At 62.1% G+C, this 23,188-nt stretch carries 21 protein-coding genes, 1 tRNA gene and 1 riboswitch; of the genes, 13 read left to right on the top strand and 9 right to left on the bottom strand.

The window, feature by feature from the left end; genetic code table 11:
- Positions 1-41 precede the first annotated feature (41 nt).
- The 4 genes from I6L33_RS10770 (at position 42) to I6L33_RS10755 (ending at position 5,477) form a co-directional block, all read left to right on the top strand.
- Complete coding sequence (locus I6L33_RS10770; protein ID WP_026142081.1) at positions 42-1,178, top strand: efflux RND transporter periplasmic adaptor subunit; 1,137 nt, start codon at positions 42-44, stop codon at positions 1,176-1,178.
- A gap of 36 nt (positions 1,179-1,214) precedes the next feature.
- Positions 1,215-4,343 (top strand): multidrug efflux RND transporter permease subunit, encoded by a 3,129-nt coding sequence (locus I6L33_RS10765; protein ID WP_216974040.1) that lies wholly within the window; start codon positions 1,215-1,217, stop codon positions 4,341-4,343.
- Positions 4,344-4,460: 117 nt separating this feature from the next.
- Positions 4,461-4,847 carry a hypothetical protein gene (locus I6L33_RS10760; RefSeq protein ID WP_206194334.1) on the top strand — a complete coding sequence of 129 codons (387 nt, stop codon included), beginning with the start codon at positions 4,461-4,463 and terminating at the stop codon, positions 4,845-4,847.
- A gap of 198 nt (positions 4,848-5,045) precedes the next feature.
- The gene (locus I6L33_RS10755; RefSeq protein WP_197069832.1) at positions 5,046-5,477 is read left to right on the top strand and encodes a hypothetical protein; all 432 of its coding nucleotides are present in this window, start codon (positions 5,046-5,048) and stop codon (positions 5,475-5,477) included.
- A 51-nt stretch (positions 5,478-5,528) separates the two neighbouring features.
- Here I6L33_RS10755 and I6L33_RS10750 read toward each other — a convergent pair.
- Positions 5,529-5,618 (bottom strand) — tRNA-Ser (locus tag I6L33_RS10750).
- Between the two features lie 417 nt (positions 5,619-6,035).
- On the opposite strand from I6L33_RS10750, the gene I6L33_RS10745 reads away from it, so the two are divergent.
- Positions 6,036-6,953, top strand: a complete 918-nt coding sequence (locus I6L33_RS10745; protein WP_017766557.1) for a L,D-transpeptidase family protein — start codon at positions 6,036-6,038, stop codon at positions 6,951-6,953.
- Between the two features lie 27 nt (positions 6,954-6,980).
- Entirely contained in the window at positions 6,981-7,976 is a 996-nt protein-coding gene (locus I6L33_RS10740) for a DUF481 domain-containing protein (RefSeq protein ID WP_017788508.1), read from the top strand.
- A gap of 93 nt (positions 7,977-8,069) precedes the next feature.
- Here I6L33_RS10740 and I6L33_RS10735 read toward each other — a convergent pair whose 3' ends face one another.
- The 3 genes from I6L33_RS10735 to I6L33_RS10725 form a co-directional block, all read right to left on the bottom strand.
- Complete coding sequence (locus I6L33_RS10735) at positions 8,070-8,789, bottom strand: MaoC family dehydratase (protein ID WP_024943469.1); 720 nt, start codon at positions 8,787-8,789, stop codon at positions 8,070-8,072.
- A gap of 233 nt (positions 8,790-9,022) precedes the next feature.
- A complete protein-coding gene (gene rlmF / locus I6L33_RS10730; RefSeq protein ID WP_216974039.1) occupies positions 9,023-9,967 on the bottom strand; it encodes a 23S rRNA (adenine(1618)-N(6))-methyltransferase RlmF in 945 nt (314 codons plus the stop codon).
- Between the two features lie 151 nt (positions 9,968-10,118).
- On the bottom strand, positions 10,119-10,607 hold the full coding sequence (locus tag I6L33_RS10725) for a C40 family peptidase (RefSeq protein ID WP_005298673.1): 489 nt from the start codon (positions 10,605-10,607) through the stop codon (positions 10,119-10,121).
- A gap of 275 nt (positions 10,608-10,882) precedes the next feature.
- On the opposite strand from I6L33_RS10725, the gene I6L33_RS10720 reads away from it, so the two are divergent.
- Together I6L33_RS10720 and I6L33_RS10715 are read left to right on the top strand one after the other, a co-directional pair.
- Positions 10,883-11,605, top strand: a complete 723-nt coding sequence (locus tag I6L33_RS10720; protein WP_042006048.1) for a 4'-phosphopantetheinyl transferase superfamily protein — start codon at positions 10,883-10,885, stop codon at positions 11,603-11,605.
- On the top strand, positions 11,602-12,450 hold the full coding sequence (locus I6L33_RS10715) for a tetratricopeptide repeat protein (protein WP_216974038.1): 849 nt from the start codon (positions 11,602-11,604) through the stop codon (positions 12,448-12,450). The genes I6L33_RS10720 and I6L33_RS10715 overlap by 4 nt, the downstream gene beginning before the upstream one ends.
- Positions 12,451-12,593: 143 nt before the next feature.
- On the opposite strand, the gene I6L33_RS10710 is transcribed toward I6L33_RS10715, so the two are convergent.
- Both I6L33_RS10710 and ribB read right to left on the bottom strand, forming a co-directional pair.
- On the bottom strand, positions 12,594-12,836 hold the full coding sequence (locus I6L33_RS10710; protein ID WP_010634682.1) for an Lpp/OprI family alanine-zipper lipoprotein: 243 nt from the start codon (positions 12,834-12,836) through the stop codon (positions 12,594-12,596).
- Between the two features lie 224 nt (positions 12,837-13,060).
- Positions 13,061-13,714: a 3,4-dihydroxy-2-butanone-4-phosphate synthase gene (ribB, locus tag I6L33_RS10705; RefSeq protein WP_005298666.1), complete on the bottom strand. Its 654-nt coding sequence runs from the start codon at positions 13,712-13,714 to the stop codon at positions 13,061-13,063.
- A gap of 105 nt (positions 13,715-13,819) precedes the next feature.
- Positions 13,820-13,977: riboswitch (FMN riboswitch) on the bottom strand.
- Between the two features lie 199 nt (positions 13,978-14,176).
- On the opposite strand from ribB, the gene purU reads away from it, so the two are divergent.
- Positions 14,177-15,013, top strand: coding sequence for a formyltetrahydrofolate deformylase (purU, locus tag I6L33_RS10700; protein ID WP_011705222.1), 837 nt, complete (start codon positions 14,177-14,179; stop codon positions 15,011-15,013).
- 70 nt (positions 15,014-15,083) lie between these two features.
- Here the strand turns inward: purU and I6L33_RS10695 are convergent, their stop codons facing one another.
- Both I6L33_RS10695 and cls read right to left on the bottom strand, forming a co-directional pair.
- Positions 15,084-16,346 carry a DUF945 family protein gene (locus I6L33_RS10695; protein WP_010634684.1) on the bottom strand — a complete coding sequence of 421 codons (1,263 nt, stop codon included), beginning with the start codon at positions 16,344-16,346 and terminating at the stop codon, positions 15,084-15,086.
- Between the two features lie 95 nt (positions 16,347-16,441).
- Positions 16,442-17,923: a cardiolipin synthase gene (gene cls, locus I6L33_RS10690; protein ID WP_005298659.1), complete on the bottom strand. Its 1,482-nt coding sequence runs from the start codon at positions 17,921-17,923 to the stop codon at positions 16,442-16,444.
- Positions 17,924-18,019: 96 nt separating this feature from the next.
- Between cls and I6L33_RS10685 the strand changes: the two genes are divergently transcribed.
- Positions 18,020-18,562, top strand: coding sequence for a DUF1439 domain-containing protein (locus tag I6L33_RS10685; RefSeq protein ID WP_005298658.1), 543 nt, complete (start codon positions 18,020-18,022; stop codon positions 18,560-18,562).
- Positions 18,563-18,566: 4 nt separating this feature from the next.
- Here the strand turns inward: I6L33_RS10685 and I6L33_RS10680 are convergent, their stop codons facing one another.
- Positions 18,567-19,046, bottom strand: a complete 480-nt coding sequence (locus I6L33_RS10680; RefSeq protein ID WP_010634686.1) for a GNAT family N-acetyltransferase — start codon at positions 19,044-19,046, stop codon at positions 18,567-18,569.
- Positions 19,047-19,474: 428 nt separating this feature from the next.
- Between I6L33_RS10680 and I6L33_RS10675 the strand changes: the two genes are divergently transcribed.
- The 3 genes from I6L33_RS10675 to I6L33_RS10665 all read left to right on the top strand — a co-directional run bounded on the left by I6L33_RS10675 (position 19,475) and on the right by I6L33_RS10665 (position 23,150).
- Complete coding sequence (locus I6L33_RS10675) at positions 19,475-20,638, top strand: M23 family metallopeptidase (protein WP_216974037.1); 1,164 nt, start codon at positions 19,475-19,477, stop codon at positions 20,636-20,638.
- Positions 20,639-20,832: 194 nt separating this feature from the next.
- Positions 20,833-22,230 carry an alpha-amylase family protein gene (locus I6L33_RS10670; RefSeq protein WP_172442688.1) on the top strand — a complete coding sequence of 466 codons (1,398 nt, stop codon included), beginning with the start codon at positions 20,833-20,835 and terminating at the stop codon, positions 22,228-22,230.
- A 170-nt stretch (positions 22,231-22,400) separates the two neighbouring features.
- Positions 22,401-23,150 (top strand): lytic transglycosylase domain-containing protein, encoded by a 750-nt coding sequence (locus tag I6L33_RS10665; RefSeq protein ID WP_216974121.1) that lies wholly within the window; start codon positions 22,401-22,403, stop codon positions 23,148-23,150.
- The last annotated feature ends 38 nt before the right edge of the window (positions 23,151-23,188 follow it).

Here is a 23,188-nt window from a genome sequence, read left to right as displayed (position 1 = left end):
GCAGCAACACCATGCCGGGGAGACGGTTTAACGAGGTGAATATGATGTTTGTCAGACAGCGGTATGCGGGCGCTCTGCTCGCCGTCATTGCCGTATTCGGGTTGGCGGGTTGCGATGGGGTGCCGCAAGCGCAAGACACGCCGGCCCCCCCTCAGGTGTCGGTGATGACGCTGGCAGGGCAGGAGCTGGTCATCAGCGAGGATCTACCCGCCAGGGTGGCCGCGGTGCGCAGCGCCGAAATTCGCGCCCAGATAAGCGGCATAGTGCAGCGCCGCCTGTTCGAGCAGGGCGCCGAAATCGGCGCAGGCACCGTGTTGTTCCAGATAAACCCGGCCCCCTTCAAGGCGGATGTCGACAGCGCCGCCGCCGCATTGCAGCGGGCCGAGGCCGTGCTGGCCCGTGCCCGCATCCAGATTGACCGTCTGGTGCCGCTGCTGCGCACCGAGGCCATCAGCCGCCAGACCTATGACGACGCCGTCTCCCAGCGGGATCAGGCTGCCGCCGACGTGGCTCAGGCCAGGGCGACCCTGGCCCGGCACCAGCTGAACCTGCAATTTGCCAGCGTGGAGGCTCCCATCGCCGGGCGCATCGATCAGGCGCTGGTGAGCGAAGGAGCCCTGGTGTCACCCACCGATACCACCCCCATGGCCAGGATCCAGCAGATCGATCAGGTCTACGTCGATGTGCGCCAACCTGCCTCGGTACTGGAAGCCCTGCGCCAGCAGGCAGGGTCGACGGCGCCTGAACTGACGGTGGAGATCCTCGGCAGCAATGGCAAGCCGCTCGGCATGCAGGGGCACATCCTCTTCTCCGGCATCGAGGTGGATGCCGGTACCGGTGACGTACTGCTGCGGGTGCTGGTGGACAACCCGGAGCGGCGCCTGTTGCCCGGCCTCTACGTGCAGGCGCGCATTCCCCGGGCTCACTATGCCAACGCCCTGAGCGTGCCTCAGCAGGCGGTGGTGCGTACATCGGGCCAGACCAGCGTGTGGGTGGTGGATGACCAGGGGCAGGCACAGCAAATAGCTGTCACAACCGGTGAGCTGGTGGCGCGCCAGTACCGCATCGTATCCGGGCTCAGCGCCGGACAACGGGTGGTGATCGAGGGGATCGACCGCCTGACACCGGGGGCGCAAGTCATTGCCCATCCCTGGCAGCCCCTTGTTGCCGGCCAGTAAGCCGGCACCCACACCCGCTGAATCGGAGACGTTTTCATGCCGCAGTTTTTCATTCATCGCCCGGTGTTTGCCTGGGTGATCGCCCTCTTCATCGTGCTGGCGGGGGTCATCGCCATTCCCAAGTTGCCCATCTCCCGCTATCCCTCGGTGGCGCCGGTGTCGGTGACCCTCTATGCCACCTATCCGGGCGCCACGCCACAGACCCTGAACGATGCGGTGGTGAGCCTTATCGAGCGCGAGCTGTCGGGGGTCAAGAACCTGCTCTACTTCGAGTCGTCGGTGGACGCCTCGGGCAGCGCGCAGATCACCGCCACCTTCAAGCCGGGCACCGACCCCGAGCTGGCCCAGATGGACGTGCAGAACCGCATCAAGGGGGTCGAGCCTCGCTTGCCACAGGCGGTGCGGCAAAATGGCCTGCAGGTGGAGTCCGCCTCGTCCGGCTTTCTGATGATGGTCGGCATGACCTCACCGGATGGCCGCTTCGATGAGGTAGCGCTGAACGACTACATGGCGCGCAATATTGTGCAGGAGCTGCGCCGCATCGACGGGGTGGGACGGGTGCAGCTGTTCGGCGCCGAGCAGGCCATGCGCATCTGGGTGGATCCGGGCAAGCTCGCCGCCTACGGGCTGACCATCAGCGAGGTGGCGCAGGCCATCGAGCAGCAGAACGTGCAGATAGCGCCTGGGCGCCTCGGCGACGAACCCGCCCCGCCGGGGCAGCGCCTGACGGTCCCCCTCACGGTAGAGGGCCAACTGACGACCCCCGAGGCGTTCGCCGCCATCGTGCTGCGAGCCGGTACTGATGGCGCCAAGCTGGTGCTGGGTGATGTCGCCCGGGTCGAGCTGGGGGCACAATCCTACGCCTTTGCCAACCGCGAGAACGGCGTGGCCGCCACCAGCGCCGCCATCCAGCTCTCCCCCGGTGCCAACGCCGTGCGCACCGCCGATGCGGTGCGCACCCGTCTCGCCCAGCTCGCCCCCACCCTGCCGGCGGGCATGGCTTACTCCATCCCGTTCGACTCGGCCCCCTTCGTCAAGGTCTCCATCGACAAGGTGATCCACACCCTGTTGGAAGCCATGGTGCTGGTGTTCCTGGTGATGTTTCTCTTCCTGCAGAACCTGCGCTACACCCTGATCCCGGCCATCGTCGCCCCCATCGCCCTGCTCGGCACCTTCGCGGTGATGCTGCTCGCCGGCTTTTCCATCAACTCCCTGACCATGTTCGGCATGGTGCTGGCCATCGGCATCATAGTCGACGACGCCATCGTGGTGGTGGAGAACGTCGAGCGCCTGATGGCCACCCAGGGGCTCTCGCCCCGTGAGGCGACATCGCGGGCCATGAAGGAGATCACCGGGGCGGTGATCGGCATCACCCTGGTGCTCACGGCGGTGTTCATCCCCATGGCGTTCGGCAGCGGCTCCGTGGGGGTCATCTACCAGCAGTTCACCCTGTCGATGGCGGTGTCGATCCTCATTTCGGCCTTCCTCGCCCTGACCCTGACGCCCGCACTCTGCGCCACCTTGCTGCGCCCGGTCAGCCCGGATCACCATGAGAAGCGCGGCGTCTTCGGTGCCTTCAACCGGGGCGTCGAGCGGCTCACCGCAGGCTACGGCGTTCGGGTCACCCGGCTGGTCGGGCGCAGCGGACGCATGATGGCGGCCTTCATCGCCCTCTGCGCCGTGCTGGCCATCGCCGCCGCCCAGCTACCCTCCTCTTTCCTGCCGGACGAGGATCAGGGCTACTTCATGACCTCCATCCAGCTGCCGACCGGCGCCACCAGCGAGCGCACCCTGGCCGTCATCAAGGAGTTCGAGGCCCATGTGGCCTCTCGCGAGGCGCTGGACACCAACCTGGTGGTGCAGGGCTTCAGCTTCTCCGGCGCCGGCCCCAATGCGGCCATGGCCTTCACCATGCTCAAAGACTGGGACCAGCGTCATGGTGCCACGGCTGCCGAAGAGGCAGAGCTGGCACAGGCCGCCATGGCCAACAGCAAGGAAGGCACCGTGATGAGCCTGCTGCCGCCCGCCATCGACGAACTGGGCACCTCTTCGGGTTTCACGCTCTTCCTGCAGGACAGGGCCAACCAGGGGGAAGCCGCGCTGCTGGCCGCCCAGGCGCAGCTGCTGGCACTGGCCGCCCAAAGCGAGGTGGTGAGCGATGTCTATCCGGACAGCCTGCCCCCCGGCGAGAGCATTCACCTCGAGATCAACCGGCAGAAGGCCGAGGCCATGGGACTCTCGTTCACCAGCGTGAGCAGCACCCTGTCGGCGGCGATGGGGTCGCTCTATATCAACGACTTCCCTAACGGCGGGCACATGCAGCAGGTCATCCTGCAAGCCGACGCCAAGGCGCGCATGCAGCTCGATGACGTACTCGGCCTGCGGGTGCGCAATGCCAGCGGCGGCATGGTGCCCCTGCGGGAGGTGGTGACGCCGACCTGGCGCCAGTCGCCGCAGCAGATGATGCGCTTTGAGGGCTTCCCCGCCGTGCGTCTCTCCGGGAGTGCCGCCCCCGGGGTTTCCAGCGGCGCCGCGATGGCGGAAATGGAGCGTCTGGTGGCACAGCTGCCGCCAGGCTTTGCCCTGGCCTGGACGGGGCAGTCGCTGCAGGAGCGCCAGTCGGCGGCCCAGGCCCCCATGCTGATGCTGCTGTCGGCGCTGGTGGTCTTCCTGGTGCTGGCCGCGCTCTACGAGAGCTGGTCCATCCCGCTCTCCGTGATGCTGGTGGTCCCCCTGGGCCTGCTCGGTGCCGTGGCGGCAGTGATGCTGCGCGGCATGCCCAACGACGTCTTCTTCAAGGTGGGCATGATCACCATCATCGGGCTGTCGGCCAAGAACGCCATCCTCATCGTGGAGTTTGCGCGCCAGTTGCACACCGAGGGTCGCACGCTGCTTGATGCCGCGGTGACCGCCGCACGCCTGCGTCTGCGCCCCATCTTGATGACGTCGCTCGCCTTCACCCTCGGCGTGGTGCCGCTGATGCTCGCCAGCGGCGCCAGCGCGGAGACCCAGCATGCCATCGGCACCGGCGTGTTCGGCGGCATGATCAGCGGCACCCTGCTGGCCATCTTCTTCGTGCCGGTCTTCTTTGTCTTCATCATCGGGGCGCAGGAGCGCCTGCAGGTCTGGCTGGCCCGGCGTGCTCAGCAATGGGGAGAGCAATAATGGCCAGGCTTTGCCCCCTGAGCCTGTTGTGCGGCCTGAACGAGGGCCGCCAGACAGCTCTGGTTGAGGTCTGCGTTGCCAGCCCTCATTCACCCACCATTACGGAGGAGCCACGCCATGTTTTCTGACACTCAACGCCGCTGGCTGGTCCTCCTGGCCTTCTTGCCGGTAGTCATCGACATGACCATATTGCACATTGCCGTACCTTCGCTGACCCAGGCCCTCGGTGCATCCGCTACCGAAGTACTGTGGATCATCGACATCTATCCGCTGCTGATGCCGGGACTGCTGGTGGCCATGGGCACTCTGGCGGATCGTATCGGCAACCGGCGTGTGCTGCTCACCGACCGGGCTTGCCATCTTCGGGATGGCTTCCCTGTTGGCCACCTTTGCGCCGACGCCAGCCATGCTCACCAATGCACAGGGGCTGCTGGCCCTGGTGGGCGCGATGATCATGCCCTGCGTGCTGGGCACCATACGTCGCACCTTCCAAGAGGAAAATGAGCGTGCCATTGCGCTGGGCCAGTGGGAAACAGTTAGGGTTGCGGGACGGTCCTCGGGCCGTTGATCGGCGGAGTGCGGCTGGCCCACTACTGACGGGGATCGACCTTTTTTATCTATGTCCCGGTCATGCTGTTGGTCGCGCCGCTGGTATTCATCCTATTGCCGCCAATCGAACGGACGACGTCGGGTAGATGGGGATTGGGCCAGGCGCTGCTGCTTATCCTCGGCGCCCTGACGGGGGTCGAGCTGACCCTGGCGCAGGCGCTGCAATACGTGCTGGGCAACACGCCACTACAAGCCGGCATGTTCATCATCCCCATCATGGCCGCAGCCGCCGTGGGCGGCCCGAGCGCGGGTTACCTCTTCAACCTCTGTAGCCTGCGCACCGTCGCCAGCTCATCGCTGGCAATCTCTGCGGCCGCACTCTGCTATCTGACCCAGGTGGACTTTCACCATCCCAATGTCAGGATGCCAGCAACGCTGGCCCTGCTGGGACTCTGTCTCAGCATCGGTCTGACGGCTTCCTCCATTGCCAACATGGACGCAATGGAGGCGGACAGAGGTGCAGGGAGGCAACAGTCTATGAATCAGGGGCGGGGTTCGGGAGCACCTTCTAATGGCGTACTATAAAAATCACAAAATGAAAAAGCCCAACCTGTCAGACAGGTTGGGCCTTGAAGATGGCGGAGAGACAGGGATTCGAACCCTGGGTGGCATTGCTGCCACAATTGATTTCGAGTCAATCCCGTTCGGCCACTCCGGCATCTCTCCACGGGGCTTCATTGTTACCGGAGCCGCCTCTGGAAATCAACTTGAATCTCTTTAAAGATCAAACGACTGCACACAAAACCAGCAAGTGAGTGCATGTCTGGCAAGCAGGCGTCCGAGCCTGTCGCTCCCGGTATTGGTGCCCAAGCCAGGGCGATCAGCCCCCTGCATTGCATCTCGTGCATTCGATGGCGCTGAACCGCCACCCCCTCTCCCGTCAGCGTTCCTCTGCTCATTGCAGATGGCTTGGCTTTGCATTAAAAACAGGCAAGACAGGGTCAACATGACGGATTGTCGTGCAGGGACCCGGCTGCAACCCTAGTCGGCCAGGCTGGCAATCGGCGCGCATTTGACTGACAATTTCCCCCTTTTTCCTAGGAGGTCGCGGTGCGGCCCCTCATCCAATCAGACAGGAAGTACATGTTCATCGCACGAACCCTCTCATTGCTGGCGCTGACCGCCAGCCTGCTGACGGCTCCGGCCCTGGCTACCACCTATCCGCTGCCCCCGGCAGGCAGCCGCCTGATCGGCGAGCTGGAGGACTACATAGTCCAGCCAGATGAACATCTCGAGCTCATCGGCAAGCACACCCAGATTGGTTTTTTGGCGCTGCTGGAAGCCAATCCGGGGGTCGACCCCTATTTGCCCAAACCGGGCACCCGGCTGACTCTGCCGACCCAGATGCTGCTGCCGGACGTGCCCCGCGAAGGCATAGTGATCAATCTGCCGGAGCTGCGCCTCTACTATTTCCCCAAGGGCAAGAACGAGGTGATGGTGCTGCCCATCGGCATCGGTGACATAGGGCGGGAGACCCCCGAAATGACCACCACCATCATTGCCAAGAACCCCAATCCGACCTGGGTGCCCGGCCCCATGGTGCGCAAATCCTGGCTGGAACAAAAAGGGATCACCCTGCCGGCGGTCGTGCCGCCCGGCCCCGACAACCCCCTCGGCAAGTTCGCCATGCGCCTTGGCTATGGCAAGCGGGACTATCTCATCCACGGCACCAACAAGGATTTCGGCGTCGGCCTGCGGGTCAGTGCCGGCTGCATTCGACTGCGCCCTGACGACATCGAGGCCCTGTTCAAGATTGTCCCCGTCGGCACTCAGGTGCGGGTGATCAACCAGCCGGTCAAGACCGCCATCGAGCCGGATGGCCGCCACTGGCTGGAGGTTCACTCTCCCCTCTCTCGCACCGAACTGGAGCTGGAGCAGGGCGCCCCGCTGATCCTCTCCGCCGAGGCACAGGCCTTCATCGCCAGGCCGGAAGTCGACGGGGACAAGGCCGCCAGTGTGCTCAACAGCAAGAACGGCATTCCCCGTCCCGTCAGCGGCTGATAGCCAACCATGTTCACGAGGATCTTCATGAGCTACCGCGTTTTTTGCCTGCTTGCCCTGCTGCTGAGCCCGGCGGCTCTGGCCGACATCCTCTGGATGGACAACGGTGACCGGCTGACCGGCACCATAGAGGAGATAGGTGACGAGGAGGTGCGCATCGCGCTCCCTTACAGTGAGCCCGTCACCGTCAAGCGCGAGGCGGTCAAGCGCTGGCGCATCGAGAAGCAGGACAAGCCGAAACCAACCGTCAAGAGCGGCATTACCCTGCTCGCCCTGACGCCGGATGACCCGAAAGCCTGGCTGTGGAGCGGCAGCGGCGATCTGAACGTCAAGCTCAAGCACAGCGACAAGAAGACCAACAACGTCAACCTGAAGGCATCCACCGAGGTGGCCAACCTCGACTGGCGTTATACGCTGGACGGGGAGTACATCTACGAGACCGCCAACAACGTCACCAACAGCCACGAGTATCGACTCAAGCCCATGCTGGACTTCTTCTTCGACCAGCGCTGGTTTCTGCGCTCCGCCATCGACTTTCAATACCAGATGCTGAACCCCGAATACATGGATGTGGGTTATGTGACCGGCCCTGGTTACCGGTTCTGGAACGACAAGCGGCGGCGGCTGGAGCTGATCGGCCAAGCCGGGCTGGAGCGCTCCTACTTCAGACCGGATGACATCAACACCCTCTTTATCATCGGCCTGTTCAACGACAGGATCATCAACTATCCCCTGCTGGGCCTTGGCTGGGATTATCGTCAACCCGTTGCGCTCTGGTCGGAGCAACTGGAGCTGTTCAGCAAGGGCGGCTACAAGCGCTATCTGGACCAACCCTCACCCTATTTCACCCGGGAGCAGGCGGTGCAGGGCAGCCTGGGGATGCGCTACTACTTCAACGATCACCTGCGCCTCTCCTGGTCAAGCGAGCTCGACTGGGAAGATAATCGTATCAATATCCCGGGCTTAGAGCTGAATAACGGCAGAGAGTGGCGCCATCTGCTCACTCTGGGAGCCAGTTTCTGAGCCAGGCCGATCACCGATGACCCAGCAGCCACAAAAAAATCAGGCCCACCTAGGTGGGCCTGATTTTTGGCAAGGCTGGGGGTGAGCCGCGGCCTAGAAGTAGAGTCGGGTGACAGACTCGATGACGCAGCCGGGGCGACGTACCCCCTCGATCTCCACCTTGATCTCCTTGAGCAGCTCCAACCCACCCTTGATCGGGGTAACCCGAGCCAGCTTGGTGCGCGCGCGGATGTTGCTGTCCACCTTGATGGGGTACGGGAAACGAACCTGATCGAGACCGAAGTTCACCACCATGCGGGCGGTCGGAAACTCCGGATTGGCCTCGTCTACCGAGCCGGTCAGCTGCGGCAGCAGGGCCAGGGTCAGGAAGCCGTGCGCAATGGTGGTCTTGAACGGCGACTCGGCGGCGGCACGCTCGGGGTTGGTGTGGATCCACTGATGATCCCCGGTCACGGCGGCAAACTGATCGATCATCTGCTGGCTGACATGCAGCCATTCGCCCACGTGGGTTTCTTCACCGATACGCGCCTGCAAGGTGGCAAACAGGGTAGCCGCCTCACCGTCGAGTTCGATGATCGACTCTTGCGGTGGCACGGGCTGGCCGTTGACGGCCTGGGCCGCGCCCTGCTGCTGCTGCATGGACTGGCTGTCGCTCTGCAAATCCAGCACTCGCCCCAGCAGAGGGTGGAGGTGTGCCTTTTGCTGAAACTCACGCCAGTAGTCGCGGATAGCCGGGGAGAGCCAATCCTTGAGCTCAAAGGGGTGCTGCGCCAGAATTTCGCGCTTGCGCTTCAGAAAATCGACAACTTTCATGTACCGATCCCTATTCGATTCAAAGCCTGTAAAGAGGTCTAACCAGTCCTATTTTATTAAAGTTACAGCTGAAAGTGCAAAAAAATCTCGGCGTACAGCTGTACCAAGGCAAAAATCACTACAGGATAGCTACATAACAGCATGATGAACCAACGAAGAAAACGATTGCCTGTTTTTTATCCGATCATGTTGGCATTGAGATGAAAAAGGCCCGTCACGGGCCTGTGTGGAGATCAGCGCGCTGCAGACCACCACTCGCGGCACCCTGCCTCATCGAAGAAGGTCCAGGCCAGCACCCGGCTCACCTTGTTGCCCTGCGCCATCTCGAGCACCCGCACCTGACGAGCACCGACCCGGGTCAGCGCCTTCTTCGCCGCCGGCAGATTCTCCTTTTTCGATACCAGCGAGCTGAACCAGAGGCACTGTTCGGCAAAGGCCAGGCTCTGGTTGATCATCGCGGCCAGAAAGGCGGCCTCTCCCCCTTCGCACCAGAGCTCGGCCTTCTGGCCGCCGAAGTTGAGCACCGGCTTGTCCTTGACCTCCTTGCCCAGATTGCGCAGCTTGCGCTCCGTCCCCTTGCTCGCCTCCGCCAGCGACGCGTGAAAGGGAGGGTTGCAGAGGGTCAGCGCAAAACGCTCTCGCGGCGCCACTATGCCCTGAAAGATGTCGCCGGCCCTGCCCTGCAGGCGGCACTCGATCTGGCTGCCCAGCCCATTGCTGTTGGCCAGCAGAGAGGCAGCCTTGACCGACACTGGGTCGATGTCGGAGCCGACGAAGCGCCAGCCATATTCGCGGGCACCCAGCAGGGGGTAGATGCAGTTCGCCCCCACCCCGACATCCAGCACCCGCACGCCCTTGCCGGTCGGCACCTTGCCCGCGCTCTCGGCCAGCAGGTCGGCCACTCTGTGCAGATAGTCCACCCGCCCGGGAATGGGCGGACAGAGATAGCCGGCGGGCAGATCCCAGTGCAGGATGCCGTAATGCAACGCCAGCAGGGCCTTGTTCAGCGCCTTGACGGCGGCGGGGTCGGCAAAGTCGATGGTGGTGGCGCCGTAGGGATTGACGAAGACGAAGGGCTGCAGCTCGGGAGTGCGCAGGCAGAGCGCGGCAAAGTCGTAGGGAGCCTGGTGGCGATTGCGCGGGTGCAATCCGGATTTATGGTCTGAACGGGTCTTCATGCTGGGCCTGCCGGGGAAAAAACGGGCCCACACTATAGTGATTCGGCCCCCGAAAGTCTAAATCGCGGCCATAAAAAACCGGGCTGCGGGAGCCCGGTTCAAGTGAGGTTGGAAAAACAGTCCGTACTGCGAGCCGTTTGTCCAGCCTGACTCAGATGTCGATCCGGCGTGCCTGCCAGAACTTGCTGCGCCAGTAAGAGCTGTCGAGCTTGGAACGGGTTACCCCGGCCCGGGTGGAGGCGTGGATGAACTCGCCATTGCCCACATAGATGCCGACGTGATTGAGGCGGCGATTGATTTTGAAGAAGACCAGGTCACCTTCGACCAGATCCTGCTTGGAGACTCGGGTGCCTTCATGGACCTGGGAGCGGGTATCACGGGGAAGTTCGATGCCGACAGCGTTGCGGAATACTTCACGGGCAAAGGCGGAACAATCGATGCCGCGCTGGCTGCTGCCTCCCATGCGGTAAGGAACGCCGCGCCACTCTTTGTATACAGTCAGGATTTCGTTTACATCTGGGGTTTGTGAAGCTTCCGGTTCAATTACGGGTTCCATCATGGAAACTTCGATCTTGCTCGCGACCTCGGGCTGGGGTGCCGAGGCACAACCCACCATTCCGAGCGCGACCAGCAGTAGCATCAGGTGGCGCAATCCTTTATCCCCGCAAAATAGTAAAACTTGTTAAAATACGGCCCGAACGGGCAATTTATAAGGCAACAGCACCCGACTATATCCAAGAATTCTATCGAGGCAAGCGAAAATCCCTATCGACCTCACATTTCTGCAAGGAAATGCATTATTTTTCCTGATTAATGTGATCGTGGCCAAACAATATACAATCTCGAAAGAGGCCGTCCTGACCGGATTAAACTGACTTTTATCGCTGTTTCGTCGCTCTTTTAAAGTGAAAAATTATGATCTCTGTGGATCTCTATTTGTTAAAACCGGCAAAGGTCGACGCCGAGCAGCTGACTCTGCTGCAAACCCTGCTCTCCCCCGCCGAACGGCAGGCATGGCAGGCCATTGGTCAGCCGTTGCGCCGCCAGGAGTACCTGCTCAGCCGCGGGCTGCTGCGACGGCTGCTGGCCGAGCGCCTGCAGTGCAACCCCGATGCACTGCAATTTGCCAGCAACCCGCACGGCAAACCTGTGCTAAGCGACAGGCGCTGGCAGTTCAATCTCAGCCACAGCGGGGATTGGCTGGTGATCGCCCTCTGCGCCGTCGGCCCACTCGGGATCGACATCGAGATGGGTCAGCGCCGCCGCCAGACTCTGCCGCTGGCGCGCCGCTTTTATGCACGCAGTGAATATGAGTGGCTGCTCGCCCTGCCCGAGGCGGAGCAAGAGTCGGCCTTCTATCGGCTCTGGTCGCGCAAGGAGGCGGTGCTGAAAGCCCACGGCGCCGGCATCGCCGCCGGCCTCGACAAGGTGCGCTTCGTGCCAGAGGAAGCGTGGCGGCTCGACAACCAGCTCGATGAACAGGATTACCGGGTGCAGGATTGGCCCGTCGGCCAGGGCTGGCTCAGCCTGGCCGCACCAACCCTGACCGTCAATGGCTGGCTGCTTGATGGCAGCTTGAATTCCAGCCCATTCAACCCCATGTTAACTCACACCATTTTCCAAGAGTCAGCCTCATGATCGTCGACATCAATCCCCAGAATTTCCAAGCCGCCCTGATCGATGCTTCCATGAAAAAGCCGATCGTCATCTATTTCCACGCCCCCCAGATGCCGGAGTGTCAGGCCATGACCCCGCAGGTGGAGGCGCTGGTCGGCCCGGCCAATCCCCAGGTGACCCTGGCCAAGGTCGACATGAACGATCCGCAGCTGCAACCGCTGGCCGGTCAGCTCGGTCTGCGCGCCCTGCCGGCGCTGGTGCTGTTCCATCAGGGACGCCCTGACGAGCAGGCCATTCTGGAAGGCCCGCAGGACGAGGCCACCCTGCGCGGCTATTTCGCCGCCTTCGCCCCCAAGGAGGAGCAGCAGCTGCTCGAACAGGGGCAACAGGCACTGGCGGACGGCCAGACGAGCGTGGCCTATGGCCACTTCGGCAAGGCCCATCAGCTGGCACCGGATCGCCACGACATCAGTCTGTGGTTGACCCAGGCGGCACTCGATCTCAATCTGCTTGATGAGGCACAGGATCTGCTCGGCAAGATCCCGATGATCGCCCAGGATGACCACTATCAGACGCTTGTCTCCCGTCTGGCGCTGGCCCAACAGGCCGCGGACAGCCCGGAGCTGCGGGCGCTGGAAGCCCGCCACCAGCAGGAGCCTGACAACTTTGCCCTGGCCCAGGAGCTGGCGGTACAATACAGCCAGGCCGGCCGCCAGGAAGAGGCGCTGGCGCTGCTGTTCACCATCCTCAAGCGGGATCTCGCCTTCGGCGATGCCAAGAAGACCTATCTCGACATCCTGACCATCATGGGATCCAACCCGGCGGCACAGGGTTACCGTCGCAAGCTCTACAGCCTGCTCTACTGACTTGAAACGAAGATGAACAACGGGGTGATGCCGAGCGATCGGCATTGCCTTGTCAGGCGAGGATCAGCGAGGAAAATGCGGGAATTTGATGAATTTCAGGCAAAAAAAAATGGCGCATAACTGCGCCATTTTTTTCGCATGGATTACTTCTTGTAGGAAGTAGCCATGTTGTCGATGCGCTGGTTAGCACGCATAGCTTCTTGCTTGGCTTCTGCAACATCAGCAGCGATCTTGGACTGATCAGCACGAACAGCGCTAACATCTTGAGCCAGTTGGTCAACTTTGTTAGACAGATTCTGAACGGAAGTTTCCAGTTCGCTGGTGTTTGCACAACCGCCCAGCAGAGCGGACAGACCAACAACACCTACCAACAACATTTTTTTCATTTTAAAAGCTCCCTTTAACTCGCCAGACGTTTAGCAAGCGGCGTGATTATGGCACAAAAAAATCATAGTTTGGATAGGCCCCATCACAGATAAATGCATTAAAACCCTCATTTTTTTTTAAACGTACACTTTTTGTGCAAAGTTCAGTCAAAAATAAGGGTCACTGGATGAGGTTCGCACAAAGCGTAACCAAATTTTGTGCTTATTACAATTTCGTATGAGGCTCAGGCTGAACGTTCTGACAGCAACTGACGATACTGCACCAGATCCTCGATGGTCAGCACCGGCATATCATGGCGGCGGCCAAATGCTACCAGATCCGGCAAGCGGGCCATGGAGCCATCTTCCTTCGTCAATTCGCACAACACGCCGAACGGTTTGAGCCCGGCGAGCTGCATCAGATCGACCGTGGCTTCGGTGTGGCCGCGGCGGGTCAACACCCCGCCAGTGCGGGCCCGCAGCGGGAAGACGTGGCCCGGGCGGTGCAGGTCGGAGGGTCTGGCACCATCGGCGATGGCGGCCCGGATGGTGGTGATGCGATCGGCCGCCGAGACGCCGGTGGTCACCCCCTGCGCCGCCTCGATGGTCACGGTGAAGGCGGTCTGGTAGTGGCTGGAGTTGGCCTCCACCATCATCGGCAGTTCGAGCTGGCGTACCCGCTCATCGGTCAGGCAGAGGCAGACGATGCCGGAACACTCGCGGATCATCATCGCCATCTGTTCATTGGTCATGGACTCGGCGGCGAAGATGAGATCCCCTTCGTTCTCCCGATCTTCATCGTCGGCCACCAGCACGCCGCGGCCGGCACGCAGAGCTGCCAGCGCCGCTTCGACACGGGCAATGGGATCACCAAATTCACTGAGAAGAGACTGATTCATGGTAAGACTCCTAAACAAGACAAGGACCAGAATCAGGGCATGGAAAGGCAGACAGAGATAGGCATGCAGCGGCCAGCCCGCGGGGGGCTTGCCTGCAATAGTCTGTCTTATCCTCTTTCATCCGGACTGTGACCGTCGGCTCCGGCATCTCACCGGATCTGCTGACCCCGTCCCGGCTGAAAACCGGGTCGGGCGCTCGCGGGCTCCCCGAGTCAGATCGGGATACCGCCGGTGGGGAATTTCACCCCGCCCTGAGAATAAGCGCAGACAGCCTAAAGAAAAACGGCGCCGGATACCAGCACAAAACCCATCAAGGATGAATAGCATGCCTGCTCCTGGGCACGGATCGCCCGGATGCACGGCGCGCTGTCCTTTCTGATTTTGTTTGTGGCATAGTGCCAGAAAAAACGCGCGGCCTGCGCAGACTCAGGCGCCAACAACACCAACGGAATCATGACAGAGATGGAAAAGAAAATACTGCTGACGGACTGCCCGGACGCCAAGGGCCTCATCGCCAAGATCACCAACATCTGCTACAAGCACCAGCTCAACATCAACAAGAACGACGAGTTCGTGGATCACGAAAACGGCCGCTTCTTCATGCGTACCGAGCTGGAGGGGCGCTTCAACGACGAGACCCTGCTGGCGGATCTCGATGATGCCCTGCCCGCCGGTGCCCAGCGCCGGCTGGTCAAGGCCGGCAAGAAGCGCATCGTCATCCTGGTGACCAAGGAGACGCACTGCCTCGGCGACATCCTGATGAAGAACTACGCCGGTGCGCTGGACATGGACATAGTGGCGGTGATCGGCAACTACGACACCCTCGCCGAGCTGACCGGCAAGTTCGACATTCCGTTCCACACCGTCAGTCACGAGGATCTGAGCCGCACCGAGCATGAAGAGCAGGTACGCGCCATCATCGACGGCTACCAGCCCGACTACGTGGTGCTGGCCAAGTACATGCGGGTGCTGACCCCGAGTTTCGTCGAGGCCTATCCGCGCAAGATCATCAACATCCACCACTCCTTCCTGCCCGCCTTCATCGGTGCTCGCCCCTATCGCCAGGCCTTCGATCGCGGCGTCAAGCTCATCGGCGCCACCGCCCACTTCGTCACCGACGATCTGGATGAGGGCCCCATCGTCGAGCAGGACGTGATCCACGTCGATCACACCTTCAGTGCCGACGACATGGCCAAGGCCGGCCGCGACGTGGAGAAGTCCGTGCTGAGCCGGGCCCTCGAGCTGGTGCTGAACGAGCGGGTGTTCGTCTACGGCAACAAGACGGTGGTGTTCAAGTAATTTCCGGCCCCTGAAAACGACAAAGGCTCCCGCGGGAGCCTTTGTTCCATGTGCACTGACGAGACGTCAATCAGAGCGGCAGATCGTTGATGGTCATGGCGCCCTTGTCGAGCTTGATCTCGGCCGTCAGCTGATCCTTGTCCGCCTTGAGATACCCCATGGCAGCGAACTGGTCCAGCATGGGTGCCAGCTGCGGCACCGCCTTGCCCAGCTTGCCGCTCAGGTTGGCGTGCAGCAGGCCGGAGAGGGCGTGCATCCCCTCTTCGCTGTTGAACAGCTGCTCGAGCGAGGTGCCCGTCAGCTTGATGTCGCCCTTCATGGCCACCGGCTCGCCGTTGAGGTGAGAGCTCAAGTCCACCAGCTCCAGCGTGGCACCACGCTTGAGCATCTTGTCCAGCGCCTGCTGAATAGCCTCCTCTTCCACGCCCTGGCCGCTGGAGGCCTGCAGCGCCTGATAGCCTTCCAGATCCAGTCCTTTCAAATTGAGGGCCAGCTTGCTCTGGGTCAGCGCTAGGTTGTCCGCCTCGTTCTCCAGATTGAGGGTATCCACCTTCATCTGGTAGCTGCTGGAGAGGGTCTGGGCATCATCCCCAGCCAGCTGGGTCTCGGAGGTCAGCCCCTGCAGGGAGAACTTGACGTTGTCCGGCAGCTGTACCGACAGCGCGGAGAGGGTCATGTCGCTGCGGGGAGAGAGCCAGATCCCGCGGATCTCGGCCATGTCGGCACTGCCCTTAAGCTCGGCCAGCACCATGTCCATCTTGTTCTGCTCTTCGTGCAGGGTCATGCCCTGCCAGTGGAAGGTGAGGTGGCCATTGCCTTCCAGATCACCGTGATAGTCACCCTTCATCGGCAGGAAGCTGAACTCGTCGAGCCCCTGCTTGACCTTGAACTCGTTGGCCCAGAAGCGGCTGCTGTTGCTGGAAGTCCACAGGCTGCTGACCGACTCGATGCCAAACTGCCACTGTTCCATCTTGAAGGCACTGAACACGGGCGCCAGCGAACCTTGCCTGGTGTCGAGCAGCATGTTGCTCTTGATGTAGAGCGGCAGGATGCGGCTGTCGACGATGAACTGCACCTCGACCGGCTCGCTCCCCTCCAGCTGACCATCCAGGCTGGCCAGGGTCTGCGGGGTGATCACCATCTTCAGTACGCCATCGCGGGTGAACAGGTTGCTCGAACCCGGCTGCCAGCTCAACTCGATGCCGCTCTCCTGCTTCACCTTGGCGATCTGCTCGGCCATGATGCGGTCGAACGCATTGCCCGTGTACCAGCAGGCACCCAGCCCACCCACCACCAAGGCCGCCGTGACGGCCAGCGCTACTCGCTTCTTCATCTTTATTCCGTTCTCCAGGGAGTGATTGCCGCACTCTACGGGGCAAGTTCGGGGGGAGGCAAGCGCAATTCGGCGCCGGCCACAATTAAGTGATGTCACAACAAGGGGCTGAACAGATAGAACATGTTCTCCATTGCCTTCTTGTACCAGGGGCGTGCCCGCCACTTGGCCAGCGACATGGGCGTCGCCTCCACCATGTAGCCCTGCACCAGCTGGGTCATCTCGGCGACGAACACCGGATTGTCGATGAGCAGGGTCACCTCGAAGTTGAGCCAGAGGCTGCGCCGATCCAGGTTGACCGTCCCCACCAGGGCGAAGTCGTCATCCACCAGCACGCTCTTGGTGTGCAGCAGGCCGGCGTCGTAGCGGTAGATCTCCACCCCCGCCTCCAGCAGCTCCTCCATGAAGGCATTGCAGGCGTAATTGGCCATGATGGAGTCGTTGCGCGCCGGCAGCACCAGTTGCACCTGCACGCCGCGGGCCGCCGCCGAAGAGAGCGCCGCCGCCAGCGGATCGTCCGGCACGAAGTAGGGCGTAGTCAGCACCAGATGGTGGCGGGCCTGGTAGATGGCCAGCAGCAGGCTCTGCTGGATGCAGTCACCGCCGACGAAGGGGCCGGACGGGATGAGCTGGGCCCGGTAGTTGCTCTGGGGCCAGGCCTCCGGCTCGTGCTGCAGGCTGTCGAGCAGCCGCTCGCCGGTCTCCATCTCCCAGTCCCAGACGAAGATGGACCACATCAGCGGCACCATGGGGCCCTGTACCCGGATCATGATGTCGACCCACTGGCCGACCCCGGCGTTCTGCTTGAAGAAGCGGGGATCCACCATGTTCATGGAGCCGGTGTAACCGACCCTGTCGTCGATCACCACCAGCTTGCGGTGCATGCGCAAATCCTGGCGCTGGAACGGGATGCGCCAGGCCCCGACCGGCAGCACTTCCACCAGCTTGACCCCCGCCTTGCGCAGCTTCTTCGGCCAGGGCGAGCGGAAGAAGGTCTTGCTGCCCATGGAATCGAGCAGCAAGCGACAATCCACGCCGCGCGCCGCCACTTCCATCAAGGCTTCACACACCTCGTCGGTGTCGCCGCCCGGGTGCCAGATGTAGAACTCCAGGTAGCAGGACTGGGAAGATTGGCGGATGTCGCGCACTATCTCGCGCAGGATGGCTTCCGGCTTGCTCAGCAGCGTCATCCGGTTGCCGGAGAGCATGGGCATGGCCAGCCGTCCCTGGATCAGATCGTGCAGCGGCTGGGCCTTCTCCCCCACCTCGCAGCAGTGCTGAGGGAAGAGCCGGGCCAGCTGGCGGATCCAGATGGCATAAGGGCGGTACATGGCCTGGGCCCGCTCGGCGCGCCGCCGGCCGAGGCGAATTTCGCCAAACAGCACGTAGAAGCCGACCCCGGCAAACGGGATGGCATAGATGAGGGCGAGCCAGGCGAGCGAGACCCCGATGGGGCGCCGCTTCATCACCACCCGCAATGAGACCCCCGCCACGATCACGGTGTGAAACAGCAGCAGCAACCAGCCCAGGAACTGGGAAAACAGCAGTTGGATGTCGTGCTCCAGACCGTTGATCACGAGAACTCCTTTTACACAGGGGTGAAAGCGGTGGGCAGATCCCACGAAAGCAGGATGGTATGCTGTAAGACACACCCATTCAATCAGGTCGTTAGCATGATCCTGTCATCTATGCTGCTCAGTCTGGCCATGCTAGGTCAAGGCTCATATGACATCAATGAGCAACAGATAAACCAGTACCTGCAATCCCAGGTGCAAGTGAACAAACAGCTGGAGCTGCCCGGCATCATCAAGGCCCATGTGCAGCTCGAGCAGAGCGACGTGCAGATCGGACGTCAGAGCCCAGACACCGCCCGGGTCTACGGCAAGGGCAAGCTCAAGATCGCCCTGCCGGACAACACCGAATACGACGCCAGGCTGAACATGGCCTACGAGGCGAGGCCGCGCTACGACAAGGCGCAGAGCGCCCTGTTCCTCGACAACATGAAGTTGATTGAATACAAGCTGGAGCCTGAGGCGGCGCAGCAGAAGTTCGGCTTCATGCTCGGCATGCTGCTGCAGAGCATGGAGAAGCGGCTGGAGACCCAACCGGTCTACCGGCTCGATGCCAAGGATCCGAATCAGGCCTGGCTGAAGGAGAATCTGCTGGGGCTGGAGCTGTCACCGGGCAAGATCCATCTGCTGACCAAGCCCCAGTGACGGTTTAGTTGTAGACCGGGGCCTTGGCCTGGCGCACCAGCAGCTCGATCTGGTAACCCTGTTCGCGCTGCTGGTCATAAAGGGAGAAGAGCGGCCCCTCCAGCTCGTGCAGGGGCAGGTCGGCAAAGCCGGCCTTGAGGTAGAAGGGTTTTTCGAACGGCAAGGCCTGGCAGATCACCGGCTTGTCCAGCAGATCGCTGCAGGCGTGCTGCAACAGACGAGAACCCAGCCCCAGCGACTGGTAGTGGGGCAACAGGCGAAAGCCGCAGAGGTGATAGTAATCCTGTTCGTCGCGCAGGCGCACGGCCCCCACCAGCCAGTGGGCGTCGCGTACCACGAAGATCCGCTCGGCCAGATCCGGCACGTAGTGGGAGAAAGTGGTTTCGTAGTAGTCCCTGATCAGGGAGAGATCCGCATCGCAGTACTCTTCGAACGTGAGTTCCATCGCCCGTTTGCCTATCACACTCGTTTCATCCTTGGCCATCCGGCCAGATCCTCGCACAGAAGTTGTTGGTCTAAGAGATCCGACCAGCATGAAGATATCACGGCTTTTAGTAACAAAAAAGCCAATAACCACACCAAGTTGCATACTTTTTAACATGCTGCCGGCGCGGCGGCAAACCGCAATCCTAGCACGGCAAACCAGAGGCAGACACTGTTTGTCCCTTCTCCTGACCCTTTACGGCGGCTCGCCATTTGATGACCCGCAACTCACTGATTTGGCTCTACAAACAGATCATGTAAACATTTATTAACAAGTCATTCTCGTCAGCGCCCTACACAAAAAGCCCCATTCGAATAGCAACTTCACCGTTTCGCCCTATGGTGAAGCCTTGGCATAGCATCGCGCTGTTGTTGCCTGCGTGGGCTCACCCCCACACCGACACCTCACCACTTTGCCAAGGAGCTATCATGTCCAGACCGATCCCCTCCCTGTTGCTGCTGGCCCTGTTGCCCGCCGCCGGCTGGGCCGGCGACATCCATGTCCCGCTTGCCCCCTATCACTTCACGGCGCAGCAGCTTGCCGCCGTCCAGCCCTCGGCACTCCCCCTGGATGAGGCCCACTTCGTGTTCGGAGAGGCGGCCATGGCGTTCGATCTGCACGACTTCCTGCTGCAACAGGCTCCTCACCTGCTACCCAAGGAGGAGGTGATCCTGCACTGGAGCGGCATCACCAGCCTCAACCCCCAGCTGCTGCTGGCCCTGATGGAGACGAGCAGCCAGCTCATCTCGGCCCCCTCCGATCAAGCCATGACGGCGCCATTCGCCAAGCTGGTGAAAGCCAGGGGCTTTGACAACCAGCTGGAGCTGATGGCGCGCCAGCTCTCCGAGCGCTTCTACCAGGCCCGCGCCCAGCTGCAGCTCAGCCCGCGCCGCGCCCCCGCCCTGGCGCCGCAAGCCGCGCACCAGGCCGCCCTCGCCAGCCTGCTGAGCGCGCCAGTGCAGCAGCAGCTCGGTGAGCAGTGGCGGACCCTGTTCGGCCAGGACGCCATGACCTCCCCCGGGGGCGGCGCGGCTGCGCCCGCGGCACCGCTGGCCGGCGGTCAGTTCCAGCTGCCCTGGCGCCAGGGCTACAGCTGGAAGGCCAATGGTGCCCACTCCCATACCGGCTCCGGCTACCCCTACTCCTCCATCGACGTCTCCTACGACTGGCCGGGCTGGGGCGGCGCCACCTACACGGTGACCGCCGCCAACAGCGGCACCGTCACCGTCTTCTCCCGCTGCCAGGTGCGAGTCACCGCCCCCAATGGCTGGGCCACCAACTACTACCACATGAGCGGGATCTCGGTGCGCAGCGGCGACTACGTGGCCGCCGACACCCCCATCGGCACCTATGCCAGCAACCGCAACGAGGCGCTGTGCGAGGGCGGCTCCTCCACCGGCCCGCACCTGCACTTCTCCCTGCTCTACAACGGGGTGTTCCAGTCCCTGCAGGGACAGAAGCTGAGCAGCTATGCCGTCAACGTCGGCGCCAGCAACTACGACGACAACTGCAACCGCTTCTGGCTCTACAACCAGCGCAATGGCCAGCGCTACTGTGCCTGGCAGCTGCTCTACAACAACGGGGTCGACTGAGTTGCAATACAACCCGCTAAGTGATTGAAAAATCAGTAATGATGGGTTCTGTGCAGTTTTTTGCAAGCCGTCACAGATCCGCACAGTCCGCTTTGAAAGTGCTCACAAAATCACCGTCAGGCGATTGCCGGCCAGCCAGGCTGGTGTGAGGCTCTGGGTGCCCATCAGGGCACCCAATAAAAGGACTGACAATAATGAAACACACAGCGGGAATCTGGGCGATCGCAGGCATGCTGATCGCTCCTTTGGCACACGCCGACGTCATACTGCACGCCTTCAACTGGAAATACAGTGAAGTCACCGCCAAGGCCGATCTCATCAAGGCTGCCGGCTACAAACAGGTGCTCGTCTCGCCGCCCCTCAAGTCATCGGGCGACGAGTGGTGGGCACGCTACCAACCCCAGGATCTGCGCCTCATCGATACCCCCCTTGGCAACAAGCAGGATCTCGAGCAGCTGATCGCCGCCATGCAGGCGCGGGGCATCGCCGTCTACGCGGACGTGGTGCTCAACCACATGGCCAACGAAAGCTGGAAGCGCAGCGATCTCAACTACCCCGGCAGCGAGCTGCTGCAAAGCTATGCCGCCAACCCCGGCTACTTCGAGCGGCAGAAGCTGTTTGGCGATCTGGGTCAGAACTTCCTGGCCGGCCAGGACTTCCATCCGGAAGGGTGCATCAGCGACTGGAACGATCCGGGCAACGTACAATTCTGGCGGCTGTGCGGCGGTGCCGGCGACAAGGGGCTGCCGGATCTCGACCCCAACAACTGGGTAGTGAGCCAGCAGCAGGCCTACCTCAAGGCGCTCAAGGGGATGGGGATCAAGGGCTTTCGGGTCGATGCGGTCAAGCACATGAGCGATTACCAGATCAATGCCGTGTTCACCCCGGAGATAAAGCAGGGGATGCACGTGTTCGGCGAGGTGATCACCACCGGCGGCGCCGGCAGCAACGACTACGAGCGCTTCCTCAAGCCCTACCTCGACAGCAGCGGCCAGGGTGCCTATGACTTCCCGCTGTTCGCCTCCCTGCGCGGGGCGCTCGGCTATGGTGGCAGCATGAACCTGCTGGCGGATCCCGGTGCCTACGGCCAGGCCCTGCCGGGCAGCCGGGCGGTCACCTTCGCCATCACCCACGACATTCCCACCAACGACGGCTTTCGCTACCAGATCCTGAACCCGACCGACGAGAAGCTGGCCTACGCCTACCTGCTTGGTCGCGATGGCGGCTCGCCGCTGGTCTATTCGGATCACGGAGAGACCCAGGCCAAGGACGGGCTGCGCTGGCAGGACTATTACCTGCGCAGCGACATCAAGGGGATGATCCGCTTCCACAACGCGGTGCAGGGTCAACCCATGCAGCTGGTCGGCAGCGGCGACTGCTTCGTGCTGTTCAAGCGCGGCAAGCAGGGGCTGGTCGGTATCAACAAGTGCGACTACGAGCAGGAGTACTGGCTCGATACCGCCAAGTTCGAAATGAACTGGTATCGCAACTACCGGGACGTGCTCGACCAGAGCGCCGTGGTCAACGTGCAGAGCCAGTGGGTGCGGGTCGCCATTCCCGCCCGCAGCGCCCGCCTCTGGCTGCAGGAGTAAACCGGCAACTGCCGTGCGAGGCCGCCACCGGGCGGCCTCGCTTTTTTATTGCGCACACAAAAGGTGAACCGCGGCCACAGCTCGGCCTGCGCGGGCTTGTTCTGCCCGCGCCGTGATGCTTTACTCAACAAGGCTAACGAGGCTGAAGGAGCAAGCCGTTGAAAGCATGGATGTTGATGGGATTGATCCCGCTGTTCTCCTCACCCGGCTGGAGCCAGACACCCGCCCCGGCCGAGGTGGTGATCCTCACCGCCGAGCCGCCGGCCCCGCCCCCCGCTACGCCCCCCGTCACCATGCACACTCCGGGCGTGCTGCCACCACCCGAGCCGACCAGCCCCCCGCTGCCGCCCGGTACCCGCCAGATCCAGGTCTACAAGTCGGTGCAGAAAAACGGCGTGGTGCGCTACTCGGACGTGATGCCGGATCAGGGCCGCTACGAGCTGCTGTTGTTCAACGACTGCTACGCCTGCGACCCCGACTCCAAGGTCAACTGGCATACCACCGGCCTGTTTCTCTATGACTACGCCAGCACCATCCAGGCGGCGGCCAAGGCCTATCAGGTGGAGCCGGCCCTCATCCGGGCACTGATCCACGCCGAGTCCGCCTTCAACCCCCTCGCCGTATCCCGCAAGGGAGCCATGGGACTGACCCAGCTGATGCCCGCCACGGCGCGGGAGCTGGGGGTGGGCAATGCCATGCTGGCGGAGCAGAACATCTTCGGCGGGGTGAAATACCTGGCGGGGCTGCTCAAGCAGTATGGCGGCAACGTGGCGCTGGCCACCGCGGCCTACAACGCCGGTGCCGGCGCGGTGCAAAAGCATGGGGGCATACCCCCTTACGCCGAAACCCGCGCCTATGTGGAGCGAGTGCAACTGCTGCGCCAGCGCTACAAAGACATGCTGAGCGCCAAGGGGTTGTAAGTTTCACCCCCTCTTTCAAGCGACCAAGCAACCCTGCG

This window comes from Aeromonas sp. FDAARGOS 1403 (assembly GCF_019047325.1).
Lineage (GTDB): Bacteria > Pseudomonadota > Gammaproteobacteria > Enterobacterales > Aeromonadaceae > Aeromonas > Aeromonas dhakensis.
The sequence above is the reverse complement of the archived record's forward strand: the minus strand, read 5'-3'. Positions and strand labels throughout refer to the sequence as shown.

Excerpts from the sequence above, each read along its gene's own strand:
- ribB (WP_005298666.1), bottom strand. The coding sequence starts at position 13,714 with ATGAATCAGTCTCTTCTCAGTGAATTTGGTGATCCCATTGCCCGTGTC.
- I6L33_RS10685 (WP_005298658.1), top strand. The coding sequence starts at position 18,020 with ATGATCCTGTCATCTATGCTGCTCAGTCTGGCCATGCTAGGTCAAGGC.
- I6L33_RS10725 (WP_005298673.1), bottom strand. The coding sequence starts at position 10,607 with ATGCTACTGCTGGTCGCGCTCGGAATGGTGGGTTGTGCCTCGGCACCC.
- I6L33_RS10715 (WP_216974038.1), top strand. The coding sequence starts at position 11,602 with ATGATCGTCGACATCAATCCCCAGAATTTCCAAGCCGCCCTGATCGAT.
- rlmF (WP_216974039.1), bottom strand. The coding sequence starts at position 9,967 with ATGAAGACCCGTTCAGACCATAAATCCGGATTGCACCCGCGCAATCGC.
- purU (WP_011705222.1), top strand. The coding sequence starts at position 14,177 with ATGGAAAAGAAAATACTGCTGACGGACTGCCCGGACGCCAAGGGCCTC.
- I6L33_RS10745 (WP_017766557.1), top strand. The coding sequence starts at position 6,036 with ATGTTCATCGCACGAACCCTCTCATTGCTGGCGCTGACCGCCAGCCTG.
- I6L33_RS10770 (WP_026142081.1), top strand. The coding sequence starts at position 42 with ATGATGTTTGTCAGACAGCGGTATGCGGGCGCTCTGCTCGCCGTCATT.
- I6L33_RS10670 (WP_172442688.1), top strand. The coding sequence starts at position 20,833 with ATGAAACACACAGCGGGAATCTGGGCGATCGCAGGCATGCTGATCGCT.
- I6L33_RS10675 (WP_216974037.1), top strand. The coding sequence starts at position 19,475 with ATGTCCAGACCGATCCCCTCCCTGTTGCTGCTGGCCCTGTTGCCCGCC.
- I6L33_RS10760 (WP_206194334.1), top strand. The coding sequence starts at position 4,461 with ATGTTTTCTGACACTCAACGCCGCTGGCTGGTCCTCCTGGCCTTCTTG.
- I6L33_RS10665 (WP_216974121.1), top strand. The coding sequence starts at position 22,401 with ATGTTGATGGGATTGATCCCGCTGTTCTCCTCACCCGGCTGGAGCCAG.
- I6L33_RS10710 (WP_010634682.1), bottom strand. The coding sequence starts at position 12,836 with ATGAAAAAAATGTTGTTGGTAGGTGTTGTTGGTCTGTCCGCTCTGCTG.
- I6L33_RS10720 (WP_042006048.1), top strand. The coding sequence starts at position 10,883 with ATGATCTCTGTGGATCTCTATTTGTTAAAACCGGCAAAGGTCGACGCC.
- I6L33_RS10735 (WP_024943469.1), bottom strand. The coding sequence starts at position 8,789 with ATGAAAGTTGTCGATTTTCTGAAGCGCAAGCGCGAAATTCTGGCGCAG.
- I6L33_RS10680 (WP_010634686.1), bottom strand. The coding sequence starts at position 19,046 with ATGGCCAAGGATGAAACGAGTGTGATAGGCAAACGGGCGATGGAACTC.
- I6L33_RS10695 (WP_010634684.1), bottom strand. The coding sequence starts at position 16,346 with ATGAAGAAGCGAGTAGCGCTGGCCGTCACGGCGGCCTTGGTGGTGGGT.
- I6L33_RS10765 (WP_216974040.1), top strand. The coding sequence starts at position 1,215 with ATGCCGCAGTTTTTCATTCATCGCCCGGTGTTTGCCTGGGTGATCGCC.
- I6L33_RS10740 (WP_017788508.1), top strand. The coding sequence starts at position 6,981 with ATGAGCTACCGCGTTTTTTGCCTGCTTGCCCTGCTGCTGAGCCCGGCG.